The organism is Mycobacterium sp. IEC1808, assembly GCF_002101935.1.
Lineage (GTDB): Bacteria > Actinomycetota > Actinomycetes > Mycobacteriales > Mycobacteriaceae > Mycobacterium.
In genome coordinates, this window is the sequence record NZ_LQPV01000020.1 from 14,083 (window position 1) to 37,957 (window position 23,875).

Annotated in this window: 28 protein-coding genes; 20 read left to right on the plus strand and 8 right to left on the minus strand. The window is 69.2% G+C overall.

Features of this window, described 5'->3' with window-relative positions; translation table 11 throughout:
* The first annotated feature begins 52 nt into the window (after positions 1-52).
* Positions 53-1,258 (plus strand): IS110 family transposase, encoded by a 1,206-nt coding sequence (locus AWB92_RS13160; RefSeq protein ID WP_142282079.1) that lies wholly within the window; start codon positions 53-55, stop codon positions 1,256-1,258.
* Here AWB92_RS13160 and AWB92_RS13165 read toward each other — a convergent pair.
* Entirely contained in the window at positions 1,239-2,219 is a 981-nt protein-coding gene (locus AWB92_RS13165) for a hypothetical protein (protein ID WP_085186292.1), read from the minus strand. The genes AWB92_RS13160 and AWB92_RS13165 overlap by 20 nt on opposite strands.
* A gap of 76 nt (positions 2,220-2,295) precedes the next feature.
* On the opposite strand from AWB92_RS13165, the gene AWB92_RS13170 reads away from it, so the two are divergent.
* Positions 2,296-3,018, plus strand: a complete 723-nt coding sequence (locus AWB92_RS13170) for a GntR family transcriptional regulator (protein WP_085186174.1) — start codon at positions 2,296-2,298, stop codon at positions 3,016-3,018.
* Positions 3,019-3,031: 13 nt separating this feature from the next.
* Here the strand turns inward: AWB92_RS13170 and AWB92_RS13175 are convergent, their stop codons facing one another.
* On the minus strand, positions 3,032-3,817 hold the full coding sequence (locus AWB92_RS13175; protein WP_085186176.1) for a hypothetical protein: 786 nt from the start codon (positions 3,815-3,817) through the stop codon (positions 3,032-3,034).
* A 209-nt stretch (positions 3,818-4,026) separates the two neighbouring features.
* Between AWB92_RS13175 and AWB92_RS13180 the strand changes: the two genes are divergently transcribed.
* The 9 genes from AWB92_RS13180 (at position 4,027) to AWB92_RS13220 (ending at position 11,489) form a co-directional block, all read left to right on the plus strand.
* On the plus strand, positions 4,027-5,043 hold the full coding sequence (locus AWB92_RS13180; RefSeq protein ID WP_068126571.1) for a Ppx/GppA phosphatase family protein: 1,017 nt from the start codon (positions 4,027-4,029) through the stop codon (positions 5,041-5,043).
* On the plus strand, positions 5,040-5,978 hold the full coding sequence (locus AWB92_RS13185) for a hypothetical protein (RefSeq protein WP_085186178.1): 939 nt from the start codon (positions 5,040-5,042) through the stop codon (positions 5,976-5,978). The genes AWB92_RS13180 and AWB92_RS13185 overlap by 4 nt, the downstream gene beginning before the upstream one ends.
* A gap of 16 nt (positions 5,979-5,994) precedes the next feature.
* Positions 5,995-6,837, plus strand: a complete 843-nt coding sequence (locus tag AWB92_RS13190) for a sugar phosphate isomerase/epimerase (RefSeq protein WP_085186180.1) — start codon at positions 5,995-5,997, stop codon at positions 6,835-6,837.
* A 25-nt stretch (positions 6,838-6,862) separates the two neighbouring features.
* A complete protein-coding gene (locus tag AWB92_RS13195; protein WP_085186182.1) occupies positions 6,863-7,702 on the plus strand; it encodes a thioesterase family protein in 840 nt (279 codons plus the stop codon).
* Positions 7,703-7,729: 27 nt separating this feature from the next.
* Positions 7,730-8,602: a pyrroline-5-carboxylate reductase gene (gene proC / locus AWB92_RS13200; protein WP_173817413.1), complete on the plus strand. Its 873-nt coding sequence runs from the start codon at positions 7,730-7,732 to the stop codon at positions 8,600-8,602.
* A gap of 140 nt (positions 8,603-8,742) precedes the next feature.
* On the plus strand, positions 8,743-9,000 hold the full coding sequence (locus AWB92_RS13205) for a cell division/environmental response transcriptional regulator (RefSeq protein WP_067152205.1): 258 nt from the start codon (positions 8,743-8,745) through the stop codon (positions 8,998-9,000).
* A gap of 126 nt (positions 9,001-9,126) precedes the next feature.
* On the plus strand, positions 9,127-9,228 hold the full coding sequence (locus tag AWB92_RS13210; protein WP_003402602.1) for an AURKAIP1/COX24 domain-containing protein: 102 nt from the start codon (positions 9,127-9,129) through the stop codon (positions 9,226-9,228).
* A gap of 72 nt (positions 9,229-9,300) precedes the next feature.
* Entirely contained in the window at positions 9,301-10,416 is a 1,116-nt protein-coding gene (locus AWB92_RS13215; protein WP_085186186.1) for an SDR family oxidoreductase, read from the plus strand.
* Positions 10,398-11,489 carry a lysophospholipid acyltransferase family protein gene (locus AWB92_RS13220; RefSeq protein ID WP_068114098.1) on the plus strand — a complete coding sequence of 364 codons (1,092 nt, stop codon included), beginning with the start codon at positions 10,398-10,400 and terminating at the stop codon, positions 11,487-11,489. Before AWB92_RS13215 ends, AWB92_RS13220 begins: the two co-directional genes overlap by 19 nt.
* Before the next feature lie 13 nt (positions 11,490-11,502).
* On the opposite strand, the gene cmaA2 is transcribed toward AWB92_RS13220, so the two are convergent.
* From cmaA2 to AWB92_RS13245, 5 genes are all read right to left on the minus strand, one after another.
* A complete protein-coding gene (cmaA2, locus tag AWB92_RS13225; RefSeq protein ID WP_085186188.1) occupies positions 11,503-12,423 on the minus strand; it encodes a cyclopropane mycolic acid synthase CmaA2 in 921 nt (306 codons plus the stop codon).
* An 11-nt stretch (positions 12,424-12,434) separates the two neighbouring features.
* On the minus strand, positions 12,435-12,950 hold the full coding sequence (locus tag AWB92_RS13230) for a MaoC family dehydratase N-terminal domain-containing protein (RefSeq protein ID WP_085186190.1): 516 nt from the start codon (positions 12,948-12,950) through the stop codon (positions 12,435-12,437).
* Positions 12,951-12,992: 42 nt separating this feature from the next.
* Positions 12,993-13,904 (minus strand): HAD-IB family hydrolase, encoded by a 912-nt coding sequence (locus AWB92_RS13235; RefSeq protein ID WP_085186192.1) that lies wholly within the window; start codon positions 13,902-13,904, stop codon positions 12,993-12,995.
* Positions 13,905-14,022: 118 nt separating this feature from the next.
* Positions 14,023-14,313 carry a WXG100 family type VII secretion target gene (locus AWB92_RS13240; protein WP_085186194.1) on the minus strand — a complete coding sequence of 97 codons (291 nt, stop codon included), beginning with the start codon at positions 14,311-14,313 and terminating at the stop codon, positions 14,023-14,025.
* Positions 14,306-14,617 (minus strand): WXG100 family type VII secretion target, encoded by a 312-nt coding sequence (locus AWB92_RS13245; RefSeq protein ID WP_085186196.1) that lies wholly within the window; start codon positions 14,615-14,617, stop codon positions 14,306-14,308. The genes AWB92_RS13240 and AWB92_RS13245 overlap by 8 nt, the downstream gene beginning before the upstream one ends.
* A gap of 74 nt (positions 14,618-14,691) precedes the next feature.
* Here AWB92_RS13245 and AWB92_RS13250 point away from each other — a divergent pair, with 74 nt between their 5' ends.
* The 7 genes from AWB92_RS13250 (at position 14,692) to AWB92_RS13280 (ending at position 20,926) form a co-directional block, all read left to right on the plus strand.
* The gene (locus AWB92_RS13250) at positions 14,692-14,958 is read left to right on the plus strand and encodes a glutaredoxin family protein (RefSeq protein ID WP_173817416.1); all 267 of its coding nucleotides are present in this window, start codon (positions 14,692-14,694) and stop codon (positions 14,956-14,958) included.
* A gap of 100 nt (positions 14,959-15,058) precedes the next feature.
* On the plus strand, positions 15,059-16,429 hold the full coding sequence (locus tag AWB92_RS13255) for a glutamyl-tRNA reductase (protein WP_085186198.1): 1,371 nt from the start codon (positions 15,059-15,061) through the stop codon (positions 16,427-16,429).
* Between the two features lie 13 nt (positions 16,430-16,442).
* Positions 16,443-17,387: a hydroxymethylbilane synthase gene (gene hemC, locus AWB92_RS13260; protein WP_085186294.1), complete on the plus strand. Its 945-nt coding sequence runs from the start codon at positions 16,443-16,445 to the stop codon at positions 17,385-17,387.
* Positions 17,388-17,409: 22 nt separating this feature from the next.
* Positions 17,410-19,077: a uroporphyrinogen-III synthase gene (locus AWB92_RS13265; RefSeq protein WP_085186200.1), complete on the plus strand. Its 1,668-nt coding sequence runs from the start codon at positions 17,410-17,412 to the stop codon at positions 19,075-19,077.
* Between the two features lie 55 nt (positions 19,078-19,132).
* Positions 19,133-20,116: a porphobilinogen synthase gene (gene hemB / locus AWB92_RS13270; RefSeq protein ID WP_085186202.1), complete on the plus strand. Its 984-nt coding sequence runs from the start codon at positions 19,133-19,135 to the stop codon at positions 20,114-20,116.
* A 55-nt stretch (positions 20,117-20,171) separates the two neighbouring features.
* Positions 20,172-20,684 (plus strand): DUF3093 family protein, encoded by a 513-nt coding sequence (locus AWB92_RS13275; RefSeq protein WP_068114179.1) that lies wholly within the window; start codon positions 20,172-20,174, stop codon positions 20,682-20,684.
* Positions 20,681-20,926, plus strand: a complete 246-nt coding sequence (locus AWB92_RS13280; protein ID WP_085186204.1) for a hypothetical protein — start codon at positions 20,681-20,683, stop codon at positions 20,924-20,926. The genes AWB92_RS13275 and AWB92_RS13280 overlap by 4 nt, the downstream gene beginning before the upstream one ends.
* A 17-nt stretch (positions 20,927-20,943) precedes the next feature.
* Here the strand turns inward: AWB92_RS13280 and AWB92_RS13285 are convergent, their stop codons facing one another.
* Positions 20,944-21,375, minus strand: coding sequence for an STAS domain-containing protein (locus AWB92_RS13285; RefSeq protein WP_085186206.1), 432 nt, complete (start codon positions 21,373-21,375; stop codon positions 20,944-20,946).
* Between the two features lie 316 nt (positions 21,376-21,691).
* Here AWB92_RS13285 and AWB92_RS13290 point away from each other — a divergent pair, with 316 nt between their 5' ends.
* Complete coding sequence (locus tag AWB92_RS13290) at positions 21,692-22,930, plus strand: acyltransferase (RefSeq protein WP_085186296.1); 1,239 nt, start codon at positions 21,692-21,694, stop codon at positions 22,928-22,930.
* Positions 22,931-23,098: 168 nt separating this feature from the next.
* A complete protein-coding gene (locus tag AWB92_RS13295; protein WP_085186208.1) occupies positions 23,099-23,794 on the plus strand; it encodes a GDSL lipase in 696 nt (231 codons plus the stop codon).
* Positions 23,795-23,875 lie beyond the last annotated feature (81 nt).

Genomic DNA, 23,875 nt, shown 5'->3' on the forward strand with positions numbered 1-23,875 from the left:
CGGCGAGGTTGTCCGTGGGGATGATGTTGGCAGACAAGCGAATAGGAGATCGATGGCAACGGGTCAGTTGTGGGCTGGTGTGGATGTCGGCAAGGAACATCACTGGGTGTGTGTGGTCGACGACGTCGGCACGGTGGTGTTGTCGCGCAGACTCGCCAACGATGAGCAACCGATCCGTGCGCTCGTCGGCGAGATTGACTCGTTGGGTGATCAGGTTGCCTGGACGGTTGACCTGACCACGGTGTATGCCGCCCTGTTGTTGACCGTGCTGGCCGATGCCGGCAAGTCGGTGCGCTACCTGGCCGGACGTGCGGTCTGGCAAGCCTCGGCGGTCTATCGCGGTGGTGAAGCCAAGACCGACGCCAAAGACGCCCGGGTGATCGCTGATCAATCCCGGATGCGCGGCAATGACCTGCCACTGCTGCATCCCGACGACGATCTGATCACCGAACTGCGCCTGCTCACCGCCCATCGTGCCGATCTGGTCGCTGACCGCACCCGCACCATCAACCGGCTGCGCCAACAACTCGTTGCGGTCTGTCCCGCTCTGGAACGGGCCGCCCAGCTCAGCTCCGACCGTGGCTGGGTGGTGCTGCTGGCGCGCTACCAACGCCCGAAAGCCATCCGCCAAAGCGGTGTTTCGCGGCTGACCCGGATCCTCGCCGATGCCGGGGTGCGCAATGCTGCGGCCATCGCGGCGGCTGCAGTGGCGGCCGCCAAGACCCAGACAGTCCGGTTGCCCGGCGAAGAAGTGGCCGCCGGACTGATCGCTGATCTGGCGCAGGGGGTGATTGCCCTCGATGACCGCATCAAGACCACCGATGCTGACATCGAGGGCCGATTTCGCCGCCATCCGCTCGCCGAAGTGATCACCAGCCTGCCCGGCATCGGATTTCGGCTCGGCGCGGAATTCCTGGCCGCCGTCGGCGATCCCGCGCTGATCGGCTCGGCAGACCAGCTCGCCGCCTGGGCCGGGCTCGCACCTGTCTCGCGGGATTCGGGAAAACGCACCGGACGACTGCACACCCCCAAGCGCTACAGCCGTCGGCTGCGCCGGGTGATGTACATGTCCGCACTGACCGCCATCCGCTGCGACCCGGCCTCCCGCGCCTACTACCAACGCAAACGAGATCAAGGCAAACGCCCTATCCCGGCCACTTGCCTGGCACGACGTCGCACCAACGTCCTCTACGCACTCATCCGCGACAACCGCACCTGGCAACCCGACTCACCCCCGATCACTCAGTCGGCGGCTTGACATCAACATTGAGAGTCCTTTCGAGGATCTCCGGTGCGTCGGCGCCGCGCAGCCCGACCTCGGCATGCCCGGTTCCCAGCACCGACCAGTGCCGGTCGTCGACCTCGATGTGGATGTCGGCCTGCTCGGTGTTGGTGCACACCGCGCGGGCGCCGTCGGGGTCCGTGTAGCCCAGGCTCACGCACCGCTCGGGAGGTTGGTCGACCCGGATGAGCACCCGGCGACCGCCGATGCGCCCCTCCAGTTGCCAGTGCCGCACGCCCAGCGTCGTGCGCATCCGCAGCGACGGCAAAGGGCTTGTGGGCCAATCCTTTCCGTCGATGCGGAAGCGGACGAACGCCATCGGCGCGAGCCTGCGCAGCCCCGGCCTATTGGAAACCGCTGCAACGACTTCCGCGACGTCGCCGTTGCCGAGGTCGGCGTGAATCCATCCCCAGCGTCGCGCGTTGCCGTGCCCGTAGATGTGGGCGACGCCGCCGCGCCAGCCGTCGACCTGCACCGCGGCGTCGGCGACCGTCAATGACCCGGCGAACTCGGCGGTCGGCGCCAGGACCACCTGGGCGCCCGGTAACAGCTCGCGCTCCCAGGCCGCGCGGGGGAACGTCCACAGCGGTGGGCCGGCGTCCTTCCACGACAGGTCCCACGCGAGCGATCCGGCGCTGCCGGCCAGCCTTTCGTGGGACGCGCGCACCCCGGCCGCGTCGAACCAGGCAGCTCCCGCCGCGGGCGACGTGGGTTCGGGGCCGAACCGCTCGGTGCGCGGCGGGCCGTCGGGCGCGAACCAGGTCGCCCAGCCGTGGGCGTAGGGGGCGTCCGCCGCGTGCAGCGGGGCCACCGTCTCGCAGTGGATCCACAGCCCGGCGCGGGTCGCCGGGTCCGACAGGGTGGCGTACCAGACTTCCAGGCGGCCGGCCTTGCCCCGCCAGCGCGGGGCCGTGGCCGATCGCATCTCGTCGTCCATGTGCTCACCTCCGATTCGGACGCGCCGGCAGGCGTGCTGCCCCGCGCCCGGTTCGTCCACTATATTGGTTGAGCCAATGAACCAGTCAAGTGCGCTGCAACCGCCGGATCGACAGCGGGTCGACGAACAGATCGCCGCGTCGATCGCCGACGCCATCCTTGACGGCGCCTTTCCGCCCGGATCCTTGCTGCCGCCCGAGCGGGAGCTGGCCGAGCAGCTCAACGTGAACCGCACGTCGCTGCGGTTGGGCCTGGCCCGTTTGCAGCAGATGGGGCTCATCGAGGCGCGGCACGGCAGCGGCAACGTGGTGCGCGACCCCGAGGCGCTCACCCACCCAGCGGTGGTGGAGGCGCTGGTCCGCAGGCTCGGCCCGGAGTTCCTGGCCGAACTGTTGGAGATCCGGGCGGCGCTGGGCCCGTTGATCGGCCGGTTGGCCGCGCAACGGGGAGCGCCGGAGGATGCCGAGGCGCTGCGCGCCGCGCTCGCGGCGGTGGCCGACGCGGACGGTCCCGCGGCGCTGCAGGCCGCCGACGTCGCATATTTCCGGGTGCTCATCCACGGCAGCCGCAACCGCGCGCTGGGTTTGATGTATCGCTGGGTGGAGCACGCGTTCGGCGGCCGCGAGCACGAGCTCACCGCCGCCTATGTTGACGCGGCCCCGGTGGTGGCCGACCTGACGGCGATCACCGACGCGGTGCTGGCGCGTGACGCCGAGGCGGCCGCCGCGGCGGTCGAGGGCTACCTAAGCGCGAGCGCGCTGCGAATGGTGTTGGCGTACAGGAAAACTCACGAGGCCTGAGCCGGAGCTCGGGCTATTCGGCGACCCGGGTGGCCGGGTGCACCGCGATGAGCCCTAACTTGCTGCGGCGCTTGCACATTGCCGCCAGCTCGGCGTAGGCCTTGTCCCCGAGCAGCTCCCTGAGCTCGTCGGCCATGCTTTCCCAGACCTGCTTGGCGCCGACGTGGGCGCCCGGATCACCGGTGCAATACCAGTGCAGGTCTGCGCCGCCGGAGCCCCAGCCGCGGCGATCGTATTCGGTGACCCAGGTTTTGAGAATTTCGGTGCCGTCGGGCAGAGTCACCCACTCCTGGCTGCGCCGGATGGGCAGCTGCCAGCAGACGTCGGGCTTCATGGTCAGCGGCGCCACGCCCAGCTTGAGGGCCTTGGTGTGCAGTGCGCATCCCGCGCCGCCGGCGAAGCCCGGCCGGTTCAGGAAGATGCAGGCGTCCTTGTGCTTGCGGGTGCGGTACTGGGGCTGGCCGTCGTGCTCGTCGAGTTCGAGATAACCCTTGCGCCCCAAGCCTTTTTCGCGGAACTGCCAATCGTCGTCGGTCAGCGTCTTGACCGCATCGTCGAGCCGCGCGCGGTCGTCGTCGTCGGACAAGAACGCGCCGTGCGAGCAGCACCCGTCGTCCGGGCGGCCCTCGACCGTGCCGCGGCAGGCCGGGGTGCCGAACACACACGTCCAGCGCGACAGCAGCCAGGTCAGGTCGGCCGCGATCAGGTGCTCGGGGTTGTCCGGGTCGTAGAACTCCACCCATTCACGGGCGAAGTCCAATTCGACCTCTTGACCCGGTTGCGGGTGCGAATTCGTCATTTGGTCAACGTTAGTCCACGATTCCGCCTGGTGACGCCGCTGACACACGGCTGCCCTCCGCGGCGCACCCCCTGCCGCCGACTGTGCTGAATTGTCGGCCTCCTCCTCGCGCCGCTGCGCGGCGCGCATCGTCGCCCACTGTGCTGAATTGTCGGCCTCCTCCTCGCGCCGCTGCGCGGCGCGCATCGTCGCCCACCTAGGTTGTTTCTGTGCGGTTAGGTGTGCTCGACGTGGGCAGCAACACAGTCCATCTGTTGGTGGTTGACGCCCACCGCGGTGGGCATCCGACACCCATGAGTTCGACGAAGGCCACCCTGCGGCTCTCCGAGTCCATCGACAGCTCGGGAAAGATCACAAAGCGGGGCGCCGACAAGTTGGTCTCGACGATCGAGGAGTTCGCCAAGATCGCGGACAGCTCCGGCTGCGAGGAGCTGATGGCCTTCGCCACATCGGCGGTCCGTGACGCCGAGAATTCCGACGACGTGCTGTCCCGGGTGCGCAAAGAGGCCGGCGTCGAGCTCGAAGTGCTGCGCGGCGTCGACGAGTCGCGGCTGACGTTCCTGGCGGTGCGCCGCTGGTACGGCTGGAGCGCGGGGCGAATCATCAACCTCGACATCGGCGGGGGCTCGCTGGAGTTGTCCAGCGGTGTCGACGAGGAGCCCGAGGTCGCGCTGTCGTTGCCGCTGGGCGCGGGGCGGTTGACCCGCGAATGGCTGCCCGACGACCCGCCCGGGCGGCGCCGCGTGGCGATGCTGCGCGACTGGCTGGACGCCGAGCTCGCGGAAGCCTGCGAGACGGTGCTGGACGCCGGCGCCCCCGATCTCGCGGTCGCCACGTCGAAGACGTTTCGTTCGCTGGCACGGCTCACCGGGGCGGCGCCGTCGGCGGCCGGGCCGCGGGTGAAGCGGACGCTGACAGCAAACGGCCTCAGACAACTCATATCTTTCATCTCTAGGATGACGACCGCTGACCGGGCTGAATTGGAAGGAGTGAGCGCCGAGCGGGCACCCCAGATCGTGGCGGGCGCCCTGGTGGCCGAGGCGAGTATGCGAGTGCTGTCGATCGACGAGGTGGACATTTGCCCGTGGGCGTTGCGGGAGGGTCTCATCTTGCGAAAACTCGACAGCGAGGCCGACGGAACTGCACTCGTCGAGACTTCGGTGCGCGATGCTGGAGGTCAGAAAGCTGATCGGAACGCCAACCGATCGAAGGGCGACAAATCATGAGCGGACCACACTCCGAGACCGAGAGCCCTGGCACTCGGCCCATCTCGGTGGCCGAACTCCTGGCCAGGAATGGAACGATCGGCGAACCGTCGGTCACCCGGCGCCGCCGCCGTCGGCGCGGCGACAGCGACGCGGTCACCGTCGCCGAACTGACCGGCGAGATCCCCGTCATCCGTGACGACGAACTCGAACCTCCGGCCAACGCAACGGTCCAGACCGCCGAGCCGGTCACCGAGGAACAGCCCAAAGCCCCGTACTGGTCCGAACCTGAGCCGCGCTGGCCCAAGTCGCCGCCCCAGCCGCAACGGCTGACCGGGCCCGAGCGCAGCGAATACCCCCGACCCCTGCGGCACGCCGACGCGCCCGCCGACCGGACCGGCCAGTCCGGCGCCGAGGGCATGAGCCCCGACCCGGTCGACCATTACTCCGACATCCCGGTGGACGTGATGGACTCCGAGGTGCGCGAGGCCGAGCCGGCGTCCGAGGATTCCGCCTACGTGCGCTCCTACCTGCAGTCGGATTCCACGCTGTTCGGCGGACAGACGCTCGCCGACGAGGTCGCCCGGCGCCGCGGCGCCGAGCGGGGCGCGGACGCGCTCGCCGAAGAAGAACGCGACGACGACCACCTGGGCATCGAGGCCGAGCGCGCGCACGAGGCGCCCGGCAGGCTGCAGACGTTGTGGCGCGGAACGCTGGTCGTGTTGCAGTCGATGCTGGCCGTCGCGTTCGGCGCCGGGCTGTTCGTCGCGTTCGACGAGCTGTGGCGCTGGAACAGCATCGTGGCTTTGGTGCTTTCGGTGCTGGTCATTCTCGGCCTGGTAGTCGGGGTCCGGGTGGTCCGCAAGACCGAGGACATCGCCAGCACGCTGATCGCCGTTGCGGTCGGCGCGCTGATCACCCTGGGACCGTTGGCGCTGTCGTTGCAGTCGGGCTAGGCGCCACCCACCGACAGTGCGCCCAGCCATCAAAGTCGGCCTATCGACGGCCTCGGTCTATCCGTTGCGGGCCGAGGCCGCCTTCGAATACGCGGACAGGCTGGGGTACGACGGCGTCGAGCTGATGGTCTGGAGCGAATCGGTCAGCCAGGACATCGCCGCGGTCAAGAAGCTGTCCCAGCGCTATCGCGTGCCGGTGCTGTCCGTGCACGCGCCCTGCCTGCTGATCTCGCAGCGCGTGTGGGGCGCCAACCCGATTCCCAAGCTGGACCGCAGCGTGCGGGCCGCCGAACAGCTCGACGCCCAGACCGTCGTCGTGCATCCGCCGTTCCGCTGGCAGCGGCGTTACGCCGAGGGGTTCAGCGACCAGGTCGCGTCGCTGGAGGCGTCCAGCGACGTCAAGGTCGCCGTGGAGAACATGTTCCCGTTCCGGGCCGACCGGTTCTTCGGGGCCGGCCAGTCGCTGGAACGAATGCGCCGGCGGGGCGGCGGACCGGGCCCGGCGATCTCGGCCTTCGCGCCGTCCTACGACCCGCTGGACGGCAACCACGCGAATTACACGCTCGACCTGTCCCACACGGCGACCGCGGGCACGGATTCGCTGGACATGGCCCAGCGGATGGGCGAAGGCCTGACCCACCTGCACCTGTGCGACGGCAGCGGCCTGCCCGCCGACGAGCACCTGGTGCCCGGGCGCGGCACGCAACCCACCGCCGAGGTGTGCCAGATGCTGGCCGGCGGCCGCTTCGCCGGCCACGTGATCCTGGAGGTGTCGACGTCCAGCGCGCGTTCGGCGCACGAGCGGGAAGCCATGCTTCTCGAGTCGCTGCAGTTCGCGCGCACCCACCTGATGCGGTGATCCGCGACAGACCACCCAGGAGACCATGAACGCCTTATTCACCACCGCGATGACATTGCGGGAGGCCGGCCCCGGCGTGTTCGAGGGCGAGCTCGACAAGCACTGGACCATCGGGCCCAAGGTGCACGGCGGCGCGATGCTGGCGCTGTGCGCCAACGCCGCGCGCAGCGCGTGCGGCCGGGGCCCCGACGGCCCTGAGCCGGCCATCCAACCGGTGGCCGTGTCGGCGAGCTTCCTATGGGCGCCGGACCCGGGGCCCATGCGGTTGTTGACCTCCTTCCGTAAGCGCGGCCGGCGGATCAGCGTCGTCGACGTCGAGCTCATGCAGGGCGAGCGCACCGCGGTGCACGCCGTGGTCAACCTCGGCCAGCCCGAGCACTATCCCCCCGACGGCTCGCACGCGCCGCTGCTGTCGGCCAACCCTGTGCTGGACCTGATGGCACCCGAGCCGCCCGACGACGCCGAGCCGATCGGCCCGGGCCACCCGCTGGCCGGCCTGGTGCACCTGGGCGAGGGCTGCGACGTGCGACCGCTGCTCTCGACGATGCGGCCCCGCAATGGCCACCCACCGGTGATCCAGATGTGGGCGCGCCCCCGCGACGTCGCCCCGGACGCGCTGTTCGCGCTGATGTGCGGGGATCTGTCGGCGCCGGTGACGTTCGCCGTGGACCGCACCGGCTGGGCGCCCACCATCCAGCTGACGGCCTTCCTGCGCGCCCTGCCCGCCGACGGCTGGCTGCGAATCATCGCCACCTGCGTGGAGATCGGCCACGACTGGTTCGACGAGGACCACATCGTCGTCGACCAGCTCGGCCGCCTGGTGGTGCAGGCGCGCCAGTTGGCGCTGGTCCCTGCCGCTCGCTAGCGCTCGCTGTCTGGAATGCTTTCTCCCATGGCGAGAATCGCGATCATCGGCGGCGGCAGCATCGGCGAGGCGCTGCTGTCGGGCCTGCTGCGGGCCGGCCGGCAGGTCAAGGACCTGGTGGTGGCCGAGCGAGTGCCCGAGCGCGCCAAGTACCTGGCGGACACCTATTCGGTGCGGCTGGCGTCGGTCGCCGAGGCGGTGGACTATGCGACCTTCGTCGTCGTCGCGGTCAAGCCGGCCGACGTCGAGACGGTGCTCGAGGAGCTGGTCCGGGCGGCCGGCGCGGCCGAGACGGACAGCGCCGAGCAGGTGTTCGTCACCGTCGCCGCCGGCATCACGATCACCTACTTCGAATCCAAGCTGCCGGCCGGGACGCCGGTGGTCCGCGCGATGCCGAACGCCGCGGCGTTGGTGGGCGCGGGGGTGACCGCGCTGGCCAGGGGCCGCTTCGTCACCGAACCCCAGCTTGAGGAGGTGTCGGCGCTGTTCGACTCCGTCGGCGGGGTGCTGACCGTTCCGGAATCCCAGATGGATGCCGTGACGGCGCTGTCCGGCTCCGGTCCGGCGTATTTCTTCCTGATGGTCGAGGCCCTGGTGGACGCGGGCGTCGCGGCGGGTCTGAGCCGCCAGGTCGCCTCCGACCTGACCGCTCAGACGATGGCCGGTTCGGCCGCGATGCTGCTCGAGCGGATGGATGCCGAGCGCGCCATCGAGGGCGAGCCGCCGGGCATGCGGGCGGACGCGTCGGCGGCGCAGCTGCGCGCGACCGTCACCTCGCCCGGCGGCACGACCGCCGCTGCGCTGCGCGAACTGGAGCGAGGGGGATTGCGGGTGGCCGTCGACGCCGCCGTCCAGGCCGCGAAAAGGCGCTCTGAGCAGCTAAGAATTACATCGGAATAATTTGAGATTTCCGGATTGATTGTCCCTCACCAGTACCATTAACCCCACTAGTCCCGCTATTCTCCTCTTTGTATGCACGTGTGGGTGCCAGCGGAGGGGAAGCCGCTGGCATTGCGCGAGCCTGACACGATTGGGTTGCGATGACGTCTACGAACGGGCCATCGGCGCGAGATTCCGCTGCTAAGGGGCGGGACTCCGGTTCCGCTGATGGCCAGCAGGCCAGGACACAGTTTCTTACCGTCGCCGAGGTGGCAGCGCTGATGCGCGTCTCCAAGATGACGGTCTACCGCCTCGTGCACAACGGCGAGTTGCCGGCGGTCCGGGTGGGCCGGTCCTTCCGCGTGCACGCCAAGGCCGTCCACGACATGCTGGAGACTTCGTACTTCGACGCGGGCTGAGCTGGGACTGCCGCGCGGGCGTCGAGACGTCACGCGGTCGCCGGTTTGGTGTTCGGTGCTGCGGGCCGGGTAAAGTGGCGGGGTCTTTTGGTCATGTGAGCAGTCCCCGGTCAGATAGCGGAGTTCATGGGTTCAGTAATCAAGAAGCGGCGCAAGCGAATGTCGAAGAAGAAGCACCGCAAGCTGCTGCGTCGCACCCGGGTGCAGCGCAGAAAACTCGGCAAGTAAGCGCCAGCCGGCCCAGGTCGACCGTCACGCCGCCTTAACGCCGTCGTCGCGCCAGCCCGTTAGGCTGTTTGAGTGGATCAGTCGAGCGGGGAAGGTGCCGGCACCAGCGGCACCGTGCACTACCCCAAAGTTGTGCTGGTTACCGGTGCGTGCCGGTTTCTGGGCGGCTACCTGACCGCGCGGCTCGCCCAGAACCCGTTGATCAAGGGGGTCATCGCGGTAGACGCGATCGCCCCCAGCAAGGACATGCTGCGCCGCATGGGGCGCGCCGAATTCGTCCGTGCCGACATTCGCAATCCCTTCATTGCCAAGGTGATTCGCAACGGCGACGTCGACACGGTGGTGCACGCCGCGGCGGCGTCCTACGCGCCCCGAGCCGGCGGCAGCGCGGCGCTGAAGGAAATCAACGTGATGGGCGCGATGCAACTTTTCGCGGCCTGCCAGAAGGCTCCCTCGGTGCGCCGCGTGGTGCTGAAGTCGACCTCCGAGGTGTACGGGTCCACGGCGCACGACCCGGTGATGTTCACCGAGGACAGCAGCAGCCGCCGGCCCTTCCGCGACGGATTCGCCAAGGACAGCCTCGACATCGAGGGCTACGTGCGCGGGCTCGGCCGGCGCCGGCCCGATATCGCGGTGACGATTCTGCGGCTGGCCAACATGATCGGCCCCGCCATGGACACGACGCTGTCGCGGTATCTGGCCGGCCCCTTGGTCCCGACGATGTTCGGCCGGGACGCGCGATTGCAGCTGCTGCACGAGCAGGACGCGCTGGGCGCGCTGGAGCGCGCCGCGATGGCGGGCAAGGCCGGCACGTTCAACATCGGCGCGGACGGCATCATCATGCTGTCGCAGGCCATCCGCCGGGCCGGCCGAATCCCGTTGCCGGTGCCCGGTTTTGGGGTATGGGCGTTGGATTCGCTGAGACGGGCTAATCGCTATACCGAAATCACTCGGGATCAATTCAACTATCTGAGTTACGGCCGCGTCATGGACACCACGCGAATGCGCACGGAGCTCGGCTTCCAGCCGAAATGGACGACGGCCGAGGCGTTTGACGACTACGTCCGCGGCCGTGGCTTGACTCCCATAATCGACCCTGATCGGGTACGCTCCCTGGAGGGTCGCGCCATAGCGTTAGCGCAGCGCTGGGGAAGCCGAAATGCAATTCCATGGGGTGGGGGCAGGTAGGTATCGTGGCGGGCGAAACCAGAGCGAACGTCATTCCACTGCATACGAATAGGGGTCGGGTTGCGGCTCGCCGGAGAGCCGATCAGAGGGCGGACTCGTCCCGTCAACATCCGTCAATGCTCGCCGATCCGCGGGGCCGCGCATCTGCCGAACAAATCGCTGCGGTCGTCCGCGAAATCGACGAACATCGCCGCGCGGCGAGCGCGACGTCAACCGCCGAGGCGCCGCTCAACGATCTTGCGCAACGGGTCGCCGCGGTCGCCGGCTTCCTGCGGCAGCGGCTCACCGGCGACTACACCGTCGACGAGTTCGGGTTCGATCCGCACTTCAACAGCGCCATCGTTCGGCCTTTGCTGAGGTTCTTCTTCCGGTCCTGGTTCCGGGTCGAGGTCAGCGGCATCGAGAACCTGCCGAGCGAGGGCGCCGCGCTGGTGGTGGCCAACCACGCCGGGGTGTTGCCGTTCGACGGGCTGATGCTGTCGGTGGCGGTGCACGACGAACATCCGGCGCAGCGGGACCTGCGGCTGCTGGCCGCCGACATGGTGTTCGACCTGCCTGTGGTCGGCGAAGCCGCCCGCAAGGCGGGCCACACCATGGCCTGCACGACGGACGCGCACCGCCTGCTGGCCGCGGGAGAGCTGACGGCCGTGTTCCCGGAGGGTTACAAAGGGCTGGGCAAGCGCTTCGAGGACCGCTACCGCCTGCAGCGGTTCGGGCGCGGCGGCTTCGTGACCGCGGCGCTGCGTACCAAGGCGCCGATCATCCCGTGCTCGATCGTCGGGTCCGAAGAGATCTACCCGATGCTCACCGACGTCAAGCTGCTGGCGCGGCTGTTCGGGCTGCCCTATTTCCCGATCACCCCGCTGTTCCCGTTGGCCGGGCCCGCGGGCCTGGTGCCGCTGCCGTCGAAGTGGCGCATCGCGTTCGGCGAGCCGATCTACACGAACGACTACGCCGCCTCCGACGCCGAGGACCCGATGGTTACCTTCGAGCTGACCGACCAGGTGCGCGAAACGATCCAGCAGACGCTGTACCGGCTGCTCGCCGGCCGCCGCAACATCTTCTTCGGCTAGCGCCCGTCGCGGCTTACTTGACCAGTGTGAACTGGCAGACGTCCGTGTAGTGGTCGCGGAACAGGTCCGAGCAGCCCCTCAGGTAGTGCATGTAGATGTCGTAGGTCTCCTGCCCCTTGAGGGCAATGGCCTCTTCTTTGTGTGCCTCAAGCGCATCGGCCCAGGCGTTCAGGGTGGGCACGTAGTTCTTGCCGATCCGGTGGTAGCGCTCGACCTTCCAGCCCGCGTTGGACGAGTAGTGGTCGATCTGCGGGATCTGCGGCAGCCGGCCGCCCGGGAAGATCTCGGTCAGGATGAACCTGATGAACCGCAGCAGGCTCATCGGCGCCGTCAGGCCGAGCTCCTTGGCCTCCTCGGGGCTGGGCACGATGATCGTGTGCAGCAGCATCCGGCCGTCGTCGGGCGTCAGGTTGTAGAACTTCTTGAAAAACGCGTCGTAGCGCTCGAATCCGGCGTCACCGGCGCCGTCGGCGAAGTGCTCGAAAGCGCCCAGTGACACGATGCGGTCCACCGGCTCGTCGAATTCCTCCCAGCCCTGGATGCGCACCTCCTTGCGGCGCGGGCTGTCCATCTCCTCGAACTTGGCCTTGTCGTGGGCGTACTGGTTTTCGCTGAGCGTCAACCCGATCACGTTGACGTCGTACTCGGCGACCGCGTGACGCACGGTGGATCCCCAGCCGCAGCCGATGTCGAGCAGCGTCATGCCGGGCTCGAGGTTGAGCTTGTCCAGCGCGAGCTTGCGCTTGGCGTACTGCGCCTCTTCGAGCGTCTTGGTCAGGTTCTTGGGGTCAGGGTTCTCGTCGAAATAGGCGCAGCTGTAGGTCATCGACGGGTCAAGCCAAAGCTTGAAGAACTCGTTGGACTTGTCGTAGTGGGATCGGACTGCTTCGACCGGCGGCTTCAGCTGTGTGCCACGCGATTCATCCTGTGACATGGGAATCGACCCTACTTTCCGGCTGATATGGATGCGACCGCGGCGACGGTTTCTTCAGCGCGCGCGTCTTCGTGTGAGGCTTCCCCCAGCATCGTAACGATGCTAGTGACGACGGGATCACCGTTGGCGTCTGTGACTTCGCTGCGGATCTCGACGACGACGGCGCCGTGGGATTCGATCACCGAGTCCAAATAGGTGTCGAAATACAGCCTGTCGTTCGCAAGGATCGGGCGGTGAAACCGAAACTTCTGGTCGCGGTGCATGACCCGGGCGATGTTGATCGGGATGTCGAACTTGGTGAAGATCTCCAGCTGCACACGGCGTCCCGCAACGGCCAGAAAGGTCAGGGGAGCCACCAGCGCGTCGTAACCGGCATTCGCGGCGTCCGTCTCGCTGAAGTGCGTCGGGTGGTCGTCCTGCACCGCGGCCGCGAACTCGCGGACTTTCTCGCGTCCGACCTCGAAGTAGTCCGGCGCTCGGTAATGGCTACCGATGAGGTCTTGGGTGCCTTGGGGAAGTACTGACATGCCGCTTGCTCTCCGCTCGATTACGTCTAGCGGCGCAGCCTATCAGCGCGATTGGCGCCGGGATGCCACTGCCGCCAGCGCGCCGCCGGCCGCGCCCAGGGCCAGCGCCGACGGCACCCCGATCCGGGCCGCCTTGCGAGCGGTTCGGAAGTCGCGGATCTCCCAGCCCCGCTCGCGGGCCAGGGCCCGCAGCCGCGCATCGGGATTGATCGCCACCGCGGTGCCCACCAGCGACAACATCGGCACGTCGTTGTAGCTGTCCGAATACGCGGTGCAGCGCTTGAGGTTGAGGCCCTCGCGGATCGCCAGCGAGCGAACGGCGTGGGCCTTGCCGGGGCCGTGCAGGATTTCACCGACCAGCCGGCCGGTGAAGACGCCGTCGACCGATTCGGCGACCGTCCCCAGCGCGCCGGTCAGGCCGAGCCGCCGGGCGATGGTCGCCGCGAGCTCGTACGGCGTGGCGGTGATCAGCCACACCTGCTGGCCGGCGTCGAGGTGCATCTGGGTGAGCTCGCGGGTGCCCGGCCAGATCTTGTCGGCGATGATCTCGTCGTAGATCTCCTCGCCCAGCGCGATCAGCTGCTCGACGGAGCGGCCCTCGATGAAGGCAAGCGCCTTGCGCCGGCCGGCGGCGACGTCGTTGCTATTCTCCTTGCCCAGCCACTGAAACTTGGCCTGCGCGTAGATGAATCCGATCACATCGCGGTAGGTGAAGTAGTTGCGGGCGGCCAACCCGCGGCCGAAATGCACGGCCGACGAGCCCTGGACCAGTGTGTTGTCCACATCGAAGAACGCGGCCGCGGTCAGGTCGATCGGCGGCTGCGGGCGCCCCTCGTCGGCGGCGCTCGTGGCCTGCAGATCCTCCAGCGCGCGTTCGGCGCTCGCGTTGTCGACCAGCGCATCCAGGTCGGCGCGGCCGGTGTGCTCGCCGCCGCCCGACTCAGAGGAAGTCATCGCCAAACCTCCTAGATCGCTGGGCCGCCCGCTATCCGGGGGGCGGCCGCTATCAACCCTATCCGGCGGATGTTAGAGGCGGTTTTCTGCGCCTGAGCTGGATGGGGGCGCGGTCAGGTCAGGGCCACATGCCCAAATTCGTTGACATGGCGCCGGTGTAATTGCGGTGGGCGGTCGCCCCAGCCGCGCGCAGCTGACCCAGCGCCTCACGCATCATCGCCTCACCGCGGGCCCAATGCTGATGTGCCTCAGCGTGAGCCGCCGCGCCTTCCCCGGTCCAGGCTGCATGCAAACGCTTTGCCCGCGAATCGATTTCGGCGAGCATCTCTTCGGCCCGGCGCTGAAACTCGGTCATTCGCTGGACCGCATCGGCCAACGCTTTGGGGTCCACGCGAAACGCCTCAGCCACGGTAAACCCCGCGCATCTCCTGGGCGGCCCTCGCCTCGTTCTGCTGGTAAGCGCCGCCGGCCTGACCCACCAGATGCGCCAATATCGCCAGGCCCGCGTGCACCTCGGTGGCGCCCTGATGCCACAGCTCCCATGCCGACCCGTATGCGGTCCCCGACGCCCCCCGCCAGCCGCCCAACATCTGACCCACCTGATCGTCGAGCTGCTCGAGCTCAGCCATCAGATGCTCGGCCGCGCCGCCGACGGAGGCGGCAAACTCCCGCATCACCATGGCATCGACGTGGAGCGTCCCCTCAGCGCCCATACCGGCACGCTAGTGAATTTGGGGCGGTCCGACAATTCACCCGTAGCGCTCGGCCCCCCAATTCACTAGGCACACTGGTGGCCATGACCTCGCGACGTGTGGAGCTGCTCACCCGCGACGGCTGCACCATCTGTGAGCGGGTGCACGCGCGGCTGGAGGAACTGGCGGGCGAGCTCGGGTTCGAGCTGGCCACGACCGACGTCGACGCCGCCGCGGCGGCGGGCAACCCGGCGTTGCGTGCGGAGTTCGGCGACCGCCTGCCGGTGATCCTGCTGGACGGGCGCGAGCACAGCTATTGGGAGGTCGACGAGCCCCGGCTGCGGGCCGATCTGGCTGGGTAACCCGGCGACCATTCATTTGGTAGCCCAGCTGATTAACGTTTACCGTGGACACCAGTTCAGTTACTGGAGGAAGCAAGGGAGCTGGCCAGGTGATGCTGCCGTGAGCGTCCTGCTCTTCGGGGTTTCGCACCGCAGTGCGCCGGTCTCCGTCCTGGAACAACTCAGCATCGACGAGGCCGATCAGGTCAAGATCGTCGATCGGGTGTTGCAGTCTCCGTTGGTGACCGAGGCGATGGTGCTCTCGACATGCAACCGCGTCGAGGTATACGCCGTCGTCGACGCGTTCCACGGCGGGTTGGCGGTGGTCGGGCAGGTGCTGTCGGAACACTCCGGCATGTCGATGGGTGACCTGACCAAGTACGCCTACGTGCGCTACAGCGAGGCCGCCGTCGAACACCTCTTCGCCGTCGCGAGCGGCCTGGATTCGGCGGTGATCGGCGAGCAGCAGGTGCTGGGCCAGGTGCGTCGCGCCTACGCGGCCGCCGAGGCCAACCGCACCGTCGGCCGGGTGCTGCACGAGCTGGCCCAGCGGGCGCTGTCGGTGGGCAAGCGGGTGCATTCCGAAACCGCCATCGACGCCGCCGGCGCCTCGGTGGTCTCGGTCGCGCTCGCCATGGCCGAACGCAGGCTGGGCGGGCTGGCGGGCAAGACCGCCGCAGTCATCGGCGCCGGGGCGATGGGCGCGCTGTCGTCCGCCCACCTCACCCGGGCCGGCATCGACCATGTTCTGGTGCTCAACCGGTCGGCCTCCCGGGGGCAGCGGCTGGCCCGCAAGATCCGCGAGTCCGGGGTGCGCGCCGAGGCGCTGCCCCTCGACCGGCTGGCCGACGCGCTCGCGGACGCCGACGTCGTGGTCAGCTGCACGGGCGCGGTCAGTCCCGTGGTGTCGCTGGCCGACGTGCACCACGCGCTGGCCACCGCCCGCCGGGACGAGACCACCCATCCCCTGGTGATCTGTGACCTGGGCATGCCGCGCGACGTCGATCCGGCGGTGGCCGGACTGCCCGGCGTCTGGGTCGTCGACGTCGAACGCGTGCAGCACGAGCCGTCGGCGCATGCCGCGGCCTCCGACGTCGACGCCGCGCGCCACATCGTGGCGGCCGAAGTCGCCACCTACCTGGCCGGACAGCGGATGGCCGAGGTCACCCCGACGGTGACGGCGCTGCGCCAGCGCGCAGCCGACGTCGTCGAAGCCGAATTGCTGCGCCTCGACAACCGGCTGCCCGGCCTGGAGAGCGCCCATCGCGAGGAGGTGGCCCGCACCGTGCGGCGGGTGGTGGACAAGCTGCTGCACGCCCCGACCGTGCGGATCAAGCAGCTCGCCAGCGCTCCCGGCGGCGACAGCTACGCCGAGGCCCTGCGCGAACTCTTCGAACTCGACCAGACCGCCGTAGATGCCGTCGCCGCTGGCGAATTGCCGGTGATGCCAAGCGGTTTTGACGCCGGCATGCCGACACAGTCCGCCGAGTAGCCGATTGGCGCACGTGATCCGGATAGGCACGCGGGGCAGCCTGTTGGCCACCACCCAGGCCGGCGTCGTCCGGGACGCCTTGATCGCCAACGGCCACCCCGCGGAACTGGTGACCATCGCGACCGCGGGTGACCGGTCGTCGGCACCCATCCAGACCCTCGGCGTGGGGGCGTTCACCACCGCGCTGCGGGAGGCCATCGACGACGGCCGCGTCGACGCCGCGGTGCATTCGCACAAGGATTTGCCCACCGCCGACGACCCGAGATTCACCATCGCGGCGATCCCGCCGCGCAACGACCCCCGCGACGCGCTCGTCGCCCGGGACGGATTGGTGCTGGGGGAGTTGCCGGCGGGTTCGCTGGTGGGCACCTCGTCGCCGCGGCGGGCCGCACAGCTTAGAGCATTGGGTCTCGGTTTGGAAATCCGCCCCCTACGAGGCAACCTAGATACCAGGTTGAACAGGGTAAGCAGTGGTGATCTTGACGCGATCGTGGTGGCCCGGGCCGGTCTCGCCCGGCTTGGCCGCCTCGACGATGTCACCGAGACGCTAGAGCCGGTGCAGATGTTGCCAGCACCGGCTCAGGGCGCGCTCGCCGTCGAATGCCGCGCCGGTGACGAGTTGGCGGCGGTGCTGGCGGAGCTGGACGACGCCGACACGCGCGCGGCGGTCACCGCGGAGCGAGCCCTGCTGGCCGAACTGGAGGCCGGTTGCTCCGCACCGGTGGGCGCGATCGCCGAGGTGGTCGAGTCCATCGATGAGGACGGCCGGGTCTTCGAAGAGCTGTCGTTGCGTGGCTGTGTGGCGGCGCTCGACGGCTCGGATGTGATCCGAGCGTCCGGAGTCGGCACTCCCGGCCGGGCACGAGAGCTGGGGCTTTCGGTCGCCGCGGAGCTGTTCGAGCTGGGCGCGCGGGAGCTGATTGGGGGGGCGCGGCAAGACCCCGCGCAAGGAAACTGAAGAGAGTCACTTGGGAGCGACAATGACGACGCGAGGGCGTAAGCCGAGACCGGGCCACATCACGTTCGTGGGCTCCGGCCCCGGCGACCCGGGACTGTTGACGACGCGGGCCGCCTCGGTGCTGGCCAACGCCGCCCTGGTGTTCACCGACCCGGACGTGCCCGAACCCGTGCTCGCGCTGATCGGCAAGGACCTGCCGCCGGTCTCCGGGCCGGCGCCGGCCGGCCCGACCACCGAAGGCGACAGCCAGGGGTCCCCGGACGATCAGAGCCAGGCGGCGACGCCCGCGGTGATCTCCGCCGGACCCGATGTGCGTCCGGCGCTGGGCGAACCGGCGGAGGTGGCTAAGACGCTGGTCGCCGAGGCCCGTGCCGGCGTCGACGTGGTGCGGCTGGTGGCCGGCGACCCGCTGACGCTCGACGCCGTCATCACCGAGGTGAACGCCGTCGCGCGCAGCCACCTGCACATCGAGATCGTGCCCGGCCTGGCCGCCACCAGCGCCGTCCCGACCTACGCCGGCCTGCCGCTGGGCTCGTCGCACACCGTCGCCGACGTGCGCGGTGACGTCGACTGGGATGCGCTGGCCGCGGCTCCCGGCCCGCTGATCCTGCAGGCCACCGCGTCGCACCTGGCCGACGCGGCCCGCGCCCTGATCGAGCACGAGCTGGCCGAGGCCACCCCCTGCGTGGTGACCGCGCAGGGCACCACCTGCCAGCAGCGTTCCGTCGAGACCACGCTGAGCGGCCTGACCGATCCGGCCGTGCTGGGCGGCAGCGACCCGGCCGGCCCGCTGACCGGGCCGCTCGTCGTGACCATCGGCAAGACCGTGGCCAGCCGGGCGAAGCTGAACTGGTGGGAAAGCCGTGCGCTGTACGGCTGGACCGTGCTGGTGCCTCGCACCAAGGACCAGGCCGGCGAGATGAGCGAGCGGCTGACCTCCTACGGCGCGCTGCCGGTCGAGGTGCCGACCATCGCCGTCGAGCCGCCGCGCAGCCCCGCCCAGATGGAACGTGCCGTCAAGGGGCTGGTCGACGGGCGCTTCCAGTGGGTGGTGTTCACCTCCACTAACGCGGTGCGCGCGGTGTGGGAGAAGTTCGGTGAGTTCGGCCTGGACGCCCGCGCGTTCTCCGGCGTGAAGATCGCCTGCGTCGGCGAGTCGACGGCCGACCGGGTGCGCGCCTTCGGGATCAGCCCCGAGTTGGTGCCGGCCGGCGAGCAGTCATCGCTCGGTTTGCTCGACGACTTCCCGCCCTATGACAGCATTTTCGACCCGGTGAACCGTGTCCTGCTGCCGCGGGCCGACATCGCCACCGAGACGCTGGCCGAGGGCCTGCGCGAGCGCGGCTGGGAGATCGAGGACGTGACGGCGTACCGGACGGTGCGCGCCGCGCCGCCGCCGGCGGCCACCCGCGAAATGATCAAGACGGGCGGGTTCGACGCGGTGTGCTTCACGTCCAGCTCGACGGTGCGCAACCTGGTCGGCATCGCCGGCAAGCCGCACGCCCGGACGATCATCGCCTGCATCGGGCCCAAGACGGCCGAGACCGCCGCCGAGTTCGGCTTGCGGGTCGACGTCCAGCCCGACACCGCCGCCGTCGGCCCCCTGGTCGACGCCCTGGCCGAACACGCCGCGCGGTTGCGCGCCGAGGGCGCGCTGCCACCGCCGCGCAAGAAGAGCCGCAGGCGCTAACCGTGGCGATCGCAAGCGCGGCGGAGCCGGGCGCAGCGGGTCGCCACGCGGTGTCATGAGCGCCTACCCGCGGCAGCGTCCGCGCCGGCTCCGCTCGACCCCCGCGTTGCGTCGCCTGGTGGCGCAAACGTCGCTGGAGCCAAGGCATTTGGTGCTGCCGATGTTCGTCGCGGACGGGATCGACGAACCGCGGCCCATCGCGTCGATGCCGAACGTGGTTCAGCACGACCGGGATTCGCTGCGTGCGGCCGCAGAAGCCGCCGTCGCCGCGGGGGTGGGCGGGCTGATGCTGTTCGGCGTGCCCCGCGAGCAGGACAAGGACCCGACCGGCTCGGCCGGCACCGACCCCGACGGCATCCTCAACGTCGCGCTGCGCGACCTGGCCAAGGACCTTGGCGACGCGACCGTGCTGATGGCCGACACCTGCCTGGACGAGTTCACCGATCACGGGCACTGCGGGGTGCTGGACGCCAGGGGCCGGGTGGACAACGACGCCACCCTGGCCCGCTACGTCAAACTTGCTGTGGCACAAGCGGAATCGGGCGCCCACGTGGTCGGGCCGAGCGGGATGATGGACGGCCAGGTGGCCGCGATCCGCGACGGCCTGGACGCCGCGGGCTACGCCGACGTGGTGATCCTGGCCTACGCAGCGAAGTTCGCCTCGGCGTTCTACGGCCCCTTCCGGGAAGCGGTGAGCTCCAGCTTGTCCGGGGACCGGCGCACCTATCAGCAGGAGTCTGGCAACTTCCGCGAGGCGCTGCGCGAGATCCGGCTGGACCTCGACGAGGGCGCCGACATCCTGATGGTCAAGCCCGCGATGGGCTACCTGGATGTGGTGTCCGCGGCGGCCTCGATCTCACCGGTGCCGGTGGCGGCCTACCAGGTGTCGGGGGAGTACGCGATGATCTGCGCGGCGGCCGCCAACGGCTGGATCGACGAACGCGCCGCGGCGCTGGAGTCGCTGACGAGCATTCGGCGCGCCGGGGCCGATATCGTGCTCACCTACTGGGCGGCGGAAGCGGCGGGGTGGCTTTCGTGAGGCGGGGCGCGCTTTGACGTCGGAGACCCGGGCGGGCGGCGGCGAGCCACAACCGCTGTTCTACGAGCCCGGCGCGAGCTGGTGGTGGGTGGCGCTGGGCCCGGCGTCGGCCGGCGCGATGGTCCTGATCGAGATCTGGAGCGGCGCGAAAGTGTCGCTGGTCGTCCCGGCGATCTTTTTGGTGCTGGTGTCGGCGTTTGTGGGGCTGCAGGTGAAGGCGGCGCGCATCCACGTCTCCGTCGAGCTCACCGAGGACGCGCTGCGGCAGGGCACCGAGACCATCCTGGTGCGGGAGATCCTCAAGGTTTACCCGGCGCCCGAGCATCACCAGGCCTCCGGCAAGGAGCTGGCGAGGTGGCAGTCCGCGCGGGCGCTCGGCGAATTGGTGGGGGTGCCGCGCGGCCGGATCGGGATCGGTCTCAAGCTCACCAACGATCGCACCGCCCAGGCCTGGGCGCGCCGCCATCGTCACCTTCGGGCGGCGCTGACCCCGCTGGTCCAGGAGCGGGTCGAGCCCGCCGGGTCCGATGTCGCCGACGACGATTTCGAAGGCGGGCCGACGTCGTGACCGCCCGCTACGGCAGCTTCCGGGCCGTGGTCTTGCTGACCCTGGCCTGCGCGGCGCTGGCGGGTGCGGGGGTGACCTGGGTGCACGCGCGCCACACGGTCCGCGTCGCGCCCATCGCCGACGGCCAGCCGTTCACCACCTCGCTGGTGTACAACCCCCAGCTGCTGTTGCTGGCCCTGGTGCTGGTGACGACCGCGGGTGTGCTGGCGGTGCTGGGCATCGCGCGGCTGCGGCGGCGCTAACGGGCCCTCGAGAAAAACTAGGCCGTCTTCTTGATGAGCGGCAGCACGAGCTGGCGGCGGCTGACGATGGCCTCGGCGAGGCTGCGCAGCGCCTCGTGCACCGACCGCGCGATCGGAAAGTCGCCCCGGTCGCCCAGCAGCCCGGTGATCGCGGGGCTCGCGACCAAGGTCCACTCGACGCCGGCGGCGCGGCAGTCCTCGTCGAACCGGTGCACCAGGGCGACGCCGGCCGCAGCAAAATGGCTCACGTCGCTCAGGTCGAGCACGACGGGGTTGCTCCCGAGCGTGAATCGCCAAAGGTATTCGCTGACCCGGTCGACGTTGGCGGGGTCGATGCCGCCGCGGACGGTCACCACAGTCGCCAGGTGACGGCAGTGGGCGCGGATCTGGGCGGCGCCGCAATCGAACGTGCCGTAACCATGCCGACTCGCGACATCGGTGATCGTCATGAGCGCCCCATTCCTTCGAACCTGTCCTCCTAACGGTGCCCGCCAAATCTAAGGAGACCGAAAGCCGGTCCTAACTCTTTGCTAAGAAGCCACTTTCGGGGGTTCTGGCCTGGGCCGAAGCAACACCGACGGCTTGCGCGGGCCGGCGTGCGCCGCCGGCCGAAACCCGTGCCACGCCACGGCCCATCCCGCGATCGGCGCGCTCGCGCTGTTACGCTTCGAGGGCTGCCGGTTGCCGGTCGGGGGGCATGACATCGCCCGGTCAGCCGGCACCCAACTGATACGAAACAGCGAGAGTCCAGGCGGAAAGAACAACGTGCGCGGCGCAGAGATCCGGGGAGAGATCAAGGCCCTGACGGGACTCCGCATCGTCGCCGCGGTGTGGGTGGTGCTGTTTCACTTCCGCCCGATGCTGGGCGACGCGTCGCCCGACCTGCGCGACGCCCTCGCGCCCGTGCTCAACTGCGGGGCCCAGGGGGTCGACCTCTTCTTCATCCTCAGCGGGTTCGTGCTGACCTGGAACTACCTCGACCGCATGGGCCGGTCCTGGTCGACGCGGGCCACCCTGCACTTCCTGTGGTTGCGGCTGGCCCGGGTGTGGCCGGTGTACCTGGTCACCATGCACCTGGCCGCGCTGTGGGTGATTTTCACGCTGCATGTCGGGCACGTGCCGTCGCCCGACGCCGCCCAGCTCACCGCGATCAGCTACGTGCGCCAGATCCTGCTCGTGCAGCTGTGGTTCCAGCCGTTCTTCGACGACTCCAGCTGGGACGGTCCGGCCTGGTCGATCAGCGCGGAGTGGCTGGCCTACTTGCTCTTCGGCGTGCTGGTGCTGGTGATCCTGCGGATGAAGCAGGCGACCAGGGCGCGCAGCCTGATGGTGCTGGCGTTCGCGGCGTCGTTGCCGCCGGTGGTGATGCTGCTGGCCAGTGGCCACTTCTACACGCCGTGGAGCTGGCTGCCGCGAATCGTGACCCAGTTCGTCGCGGGCGCCCTGGCCTGTGCCGGCGTGCGCAGGTTGCGGTTGACCAGTCGCGGCCGCCGCGTCGCCGGGTACGTGTCCCTGCTTCTGCTGGCGGCCATGGTGGGCGTCCTGTACTGGTTCAGCGCGCACCCGATCCCCGGCGTGGTGGAGAACGACAGCGGCGGGGTGGTCGACGTGCTGTTCGTTCCGCTGGTGATCGCGCTGGCGATCGGGGTGGGGGGCCTGCCGAGGATCCTGTCCACCCGGGTCATGGTGTACGGCGGCCAGATCTCGTTCTGCCTGTACATGGTCCACGAGCTGGTGCACACCGCCTGGGGATGGGCGGTCGAGGAGTTCGAGCTCACCCCGCAGGACAACCCGTGGAAATGGAACGTGGTCGGACTGCTCGCGATCGCCGTGGCCATGTCAATCATGCTGTATCACTTCGTCGAAGAGCCCGCGCGCCGCTGGATGCGCCGGATGGTCGACGTCCGGCCCGCGGCCGCGAAGACCGAGCCCAACGAAGCGGTCAGCGCCAAGGTTCGTCCGATCGAGGATGCGCGGGAAGCGATTTCGGCGCGCGCGGTGTGAGATTTACCTCGGCGCGCGGATCCGGTCGCGCCCGGAACCCCTGGATACCATGGCAACAGCGCCCAGCCGCCATTCGGCGGATTGACGCCCGGTGCGCGCCGATTCCTCGTACGATTTCGTTGATTCGGATGCGGCGCACGACGATACAGCTTTCGGGGGGAGGTAGCCATGAGTCGCCTGGCCACGCTCATGCTCGGCCTCGCACTGGTGGCGGGCATCGTTCTCGCGGGCCCGGCACCGATTCGGGCCTACCAAGCTCTGACCCTGGATTCCCGGCTGAACCACGTGGCCGTCGTCGGCGACTCCTACACCACCGGAACCGACGAGGGCGGCCTCGGGCCGAATTCGTGGACCGCGCTGGCCTGGCACACGCTGGCCCAGCGCGGCGTGCGGATCGTGCCCGACGTGTCGGCCGAGGGCAGGGCCGGCTACGGCGTGCCCGGTGACCACGGCAGCATCTTCGAGGACCTGACCGGGAGGGCGGTCAAGCCCGAGGATGCCCTCGTGGTGTTCTTCGGCTCCCGTAACGACCAGGGCTTCCATCCCGAGGACCCCGAGCTGCTGGCCGGAAAGGTGCGCGACACCTTCGCTCTCGCGCGGCGCCTGTCGCCGTCCGCCAGGCTGCTGGTGATCGGGCCGCCGTGGCCGACTGCCGACGTGCCCGATTCCGTCCTCGAGATTCGCGACGTGCTCAACGGCGCGGCGCGGGCCGCCGGCGCGACGTTCGTCGATCCGATCGGTGATCGCTGGTTCGTCGACAGGCCCGACCTGATCGGCCCGGACGGTGTGCACCCCAACGACGCGGGGCATCAGTATCTGGCGGACAAGATCGCGCCGCTGATCGGCATGCAGCTGTCTCGATGACGTCGCGGTGAGTCAGCCAAAGCCTTAGGCGCGCAAGGCTTTAGGCTAGTCTTCCGCGTGGCGCTCGTAGTCCCATTGCTC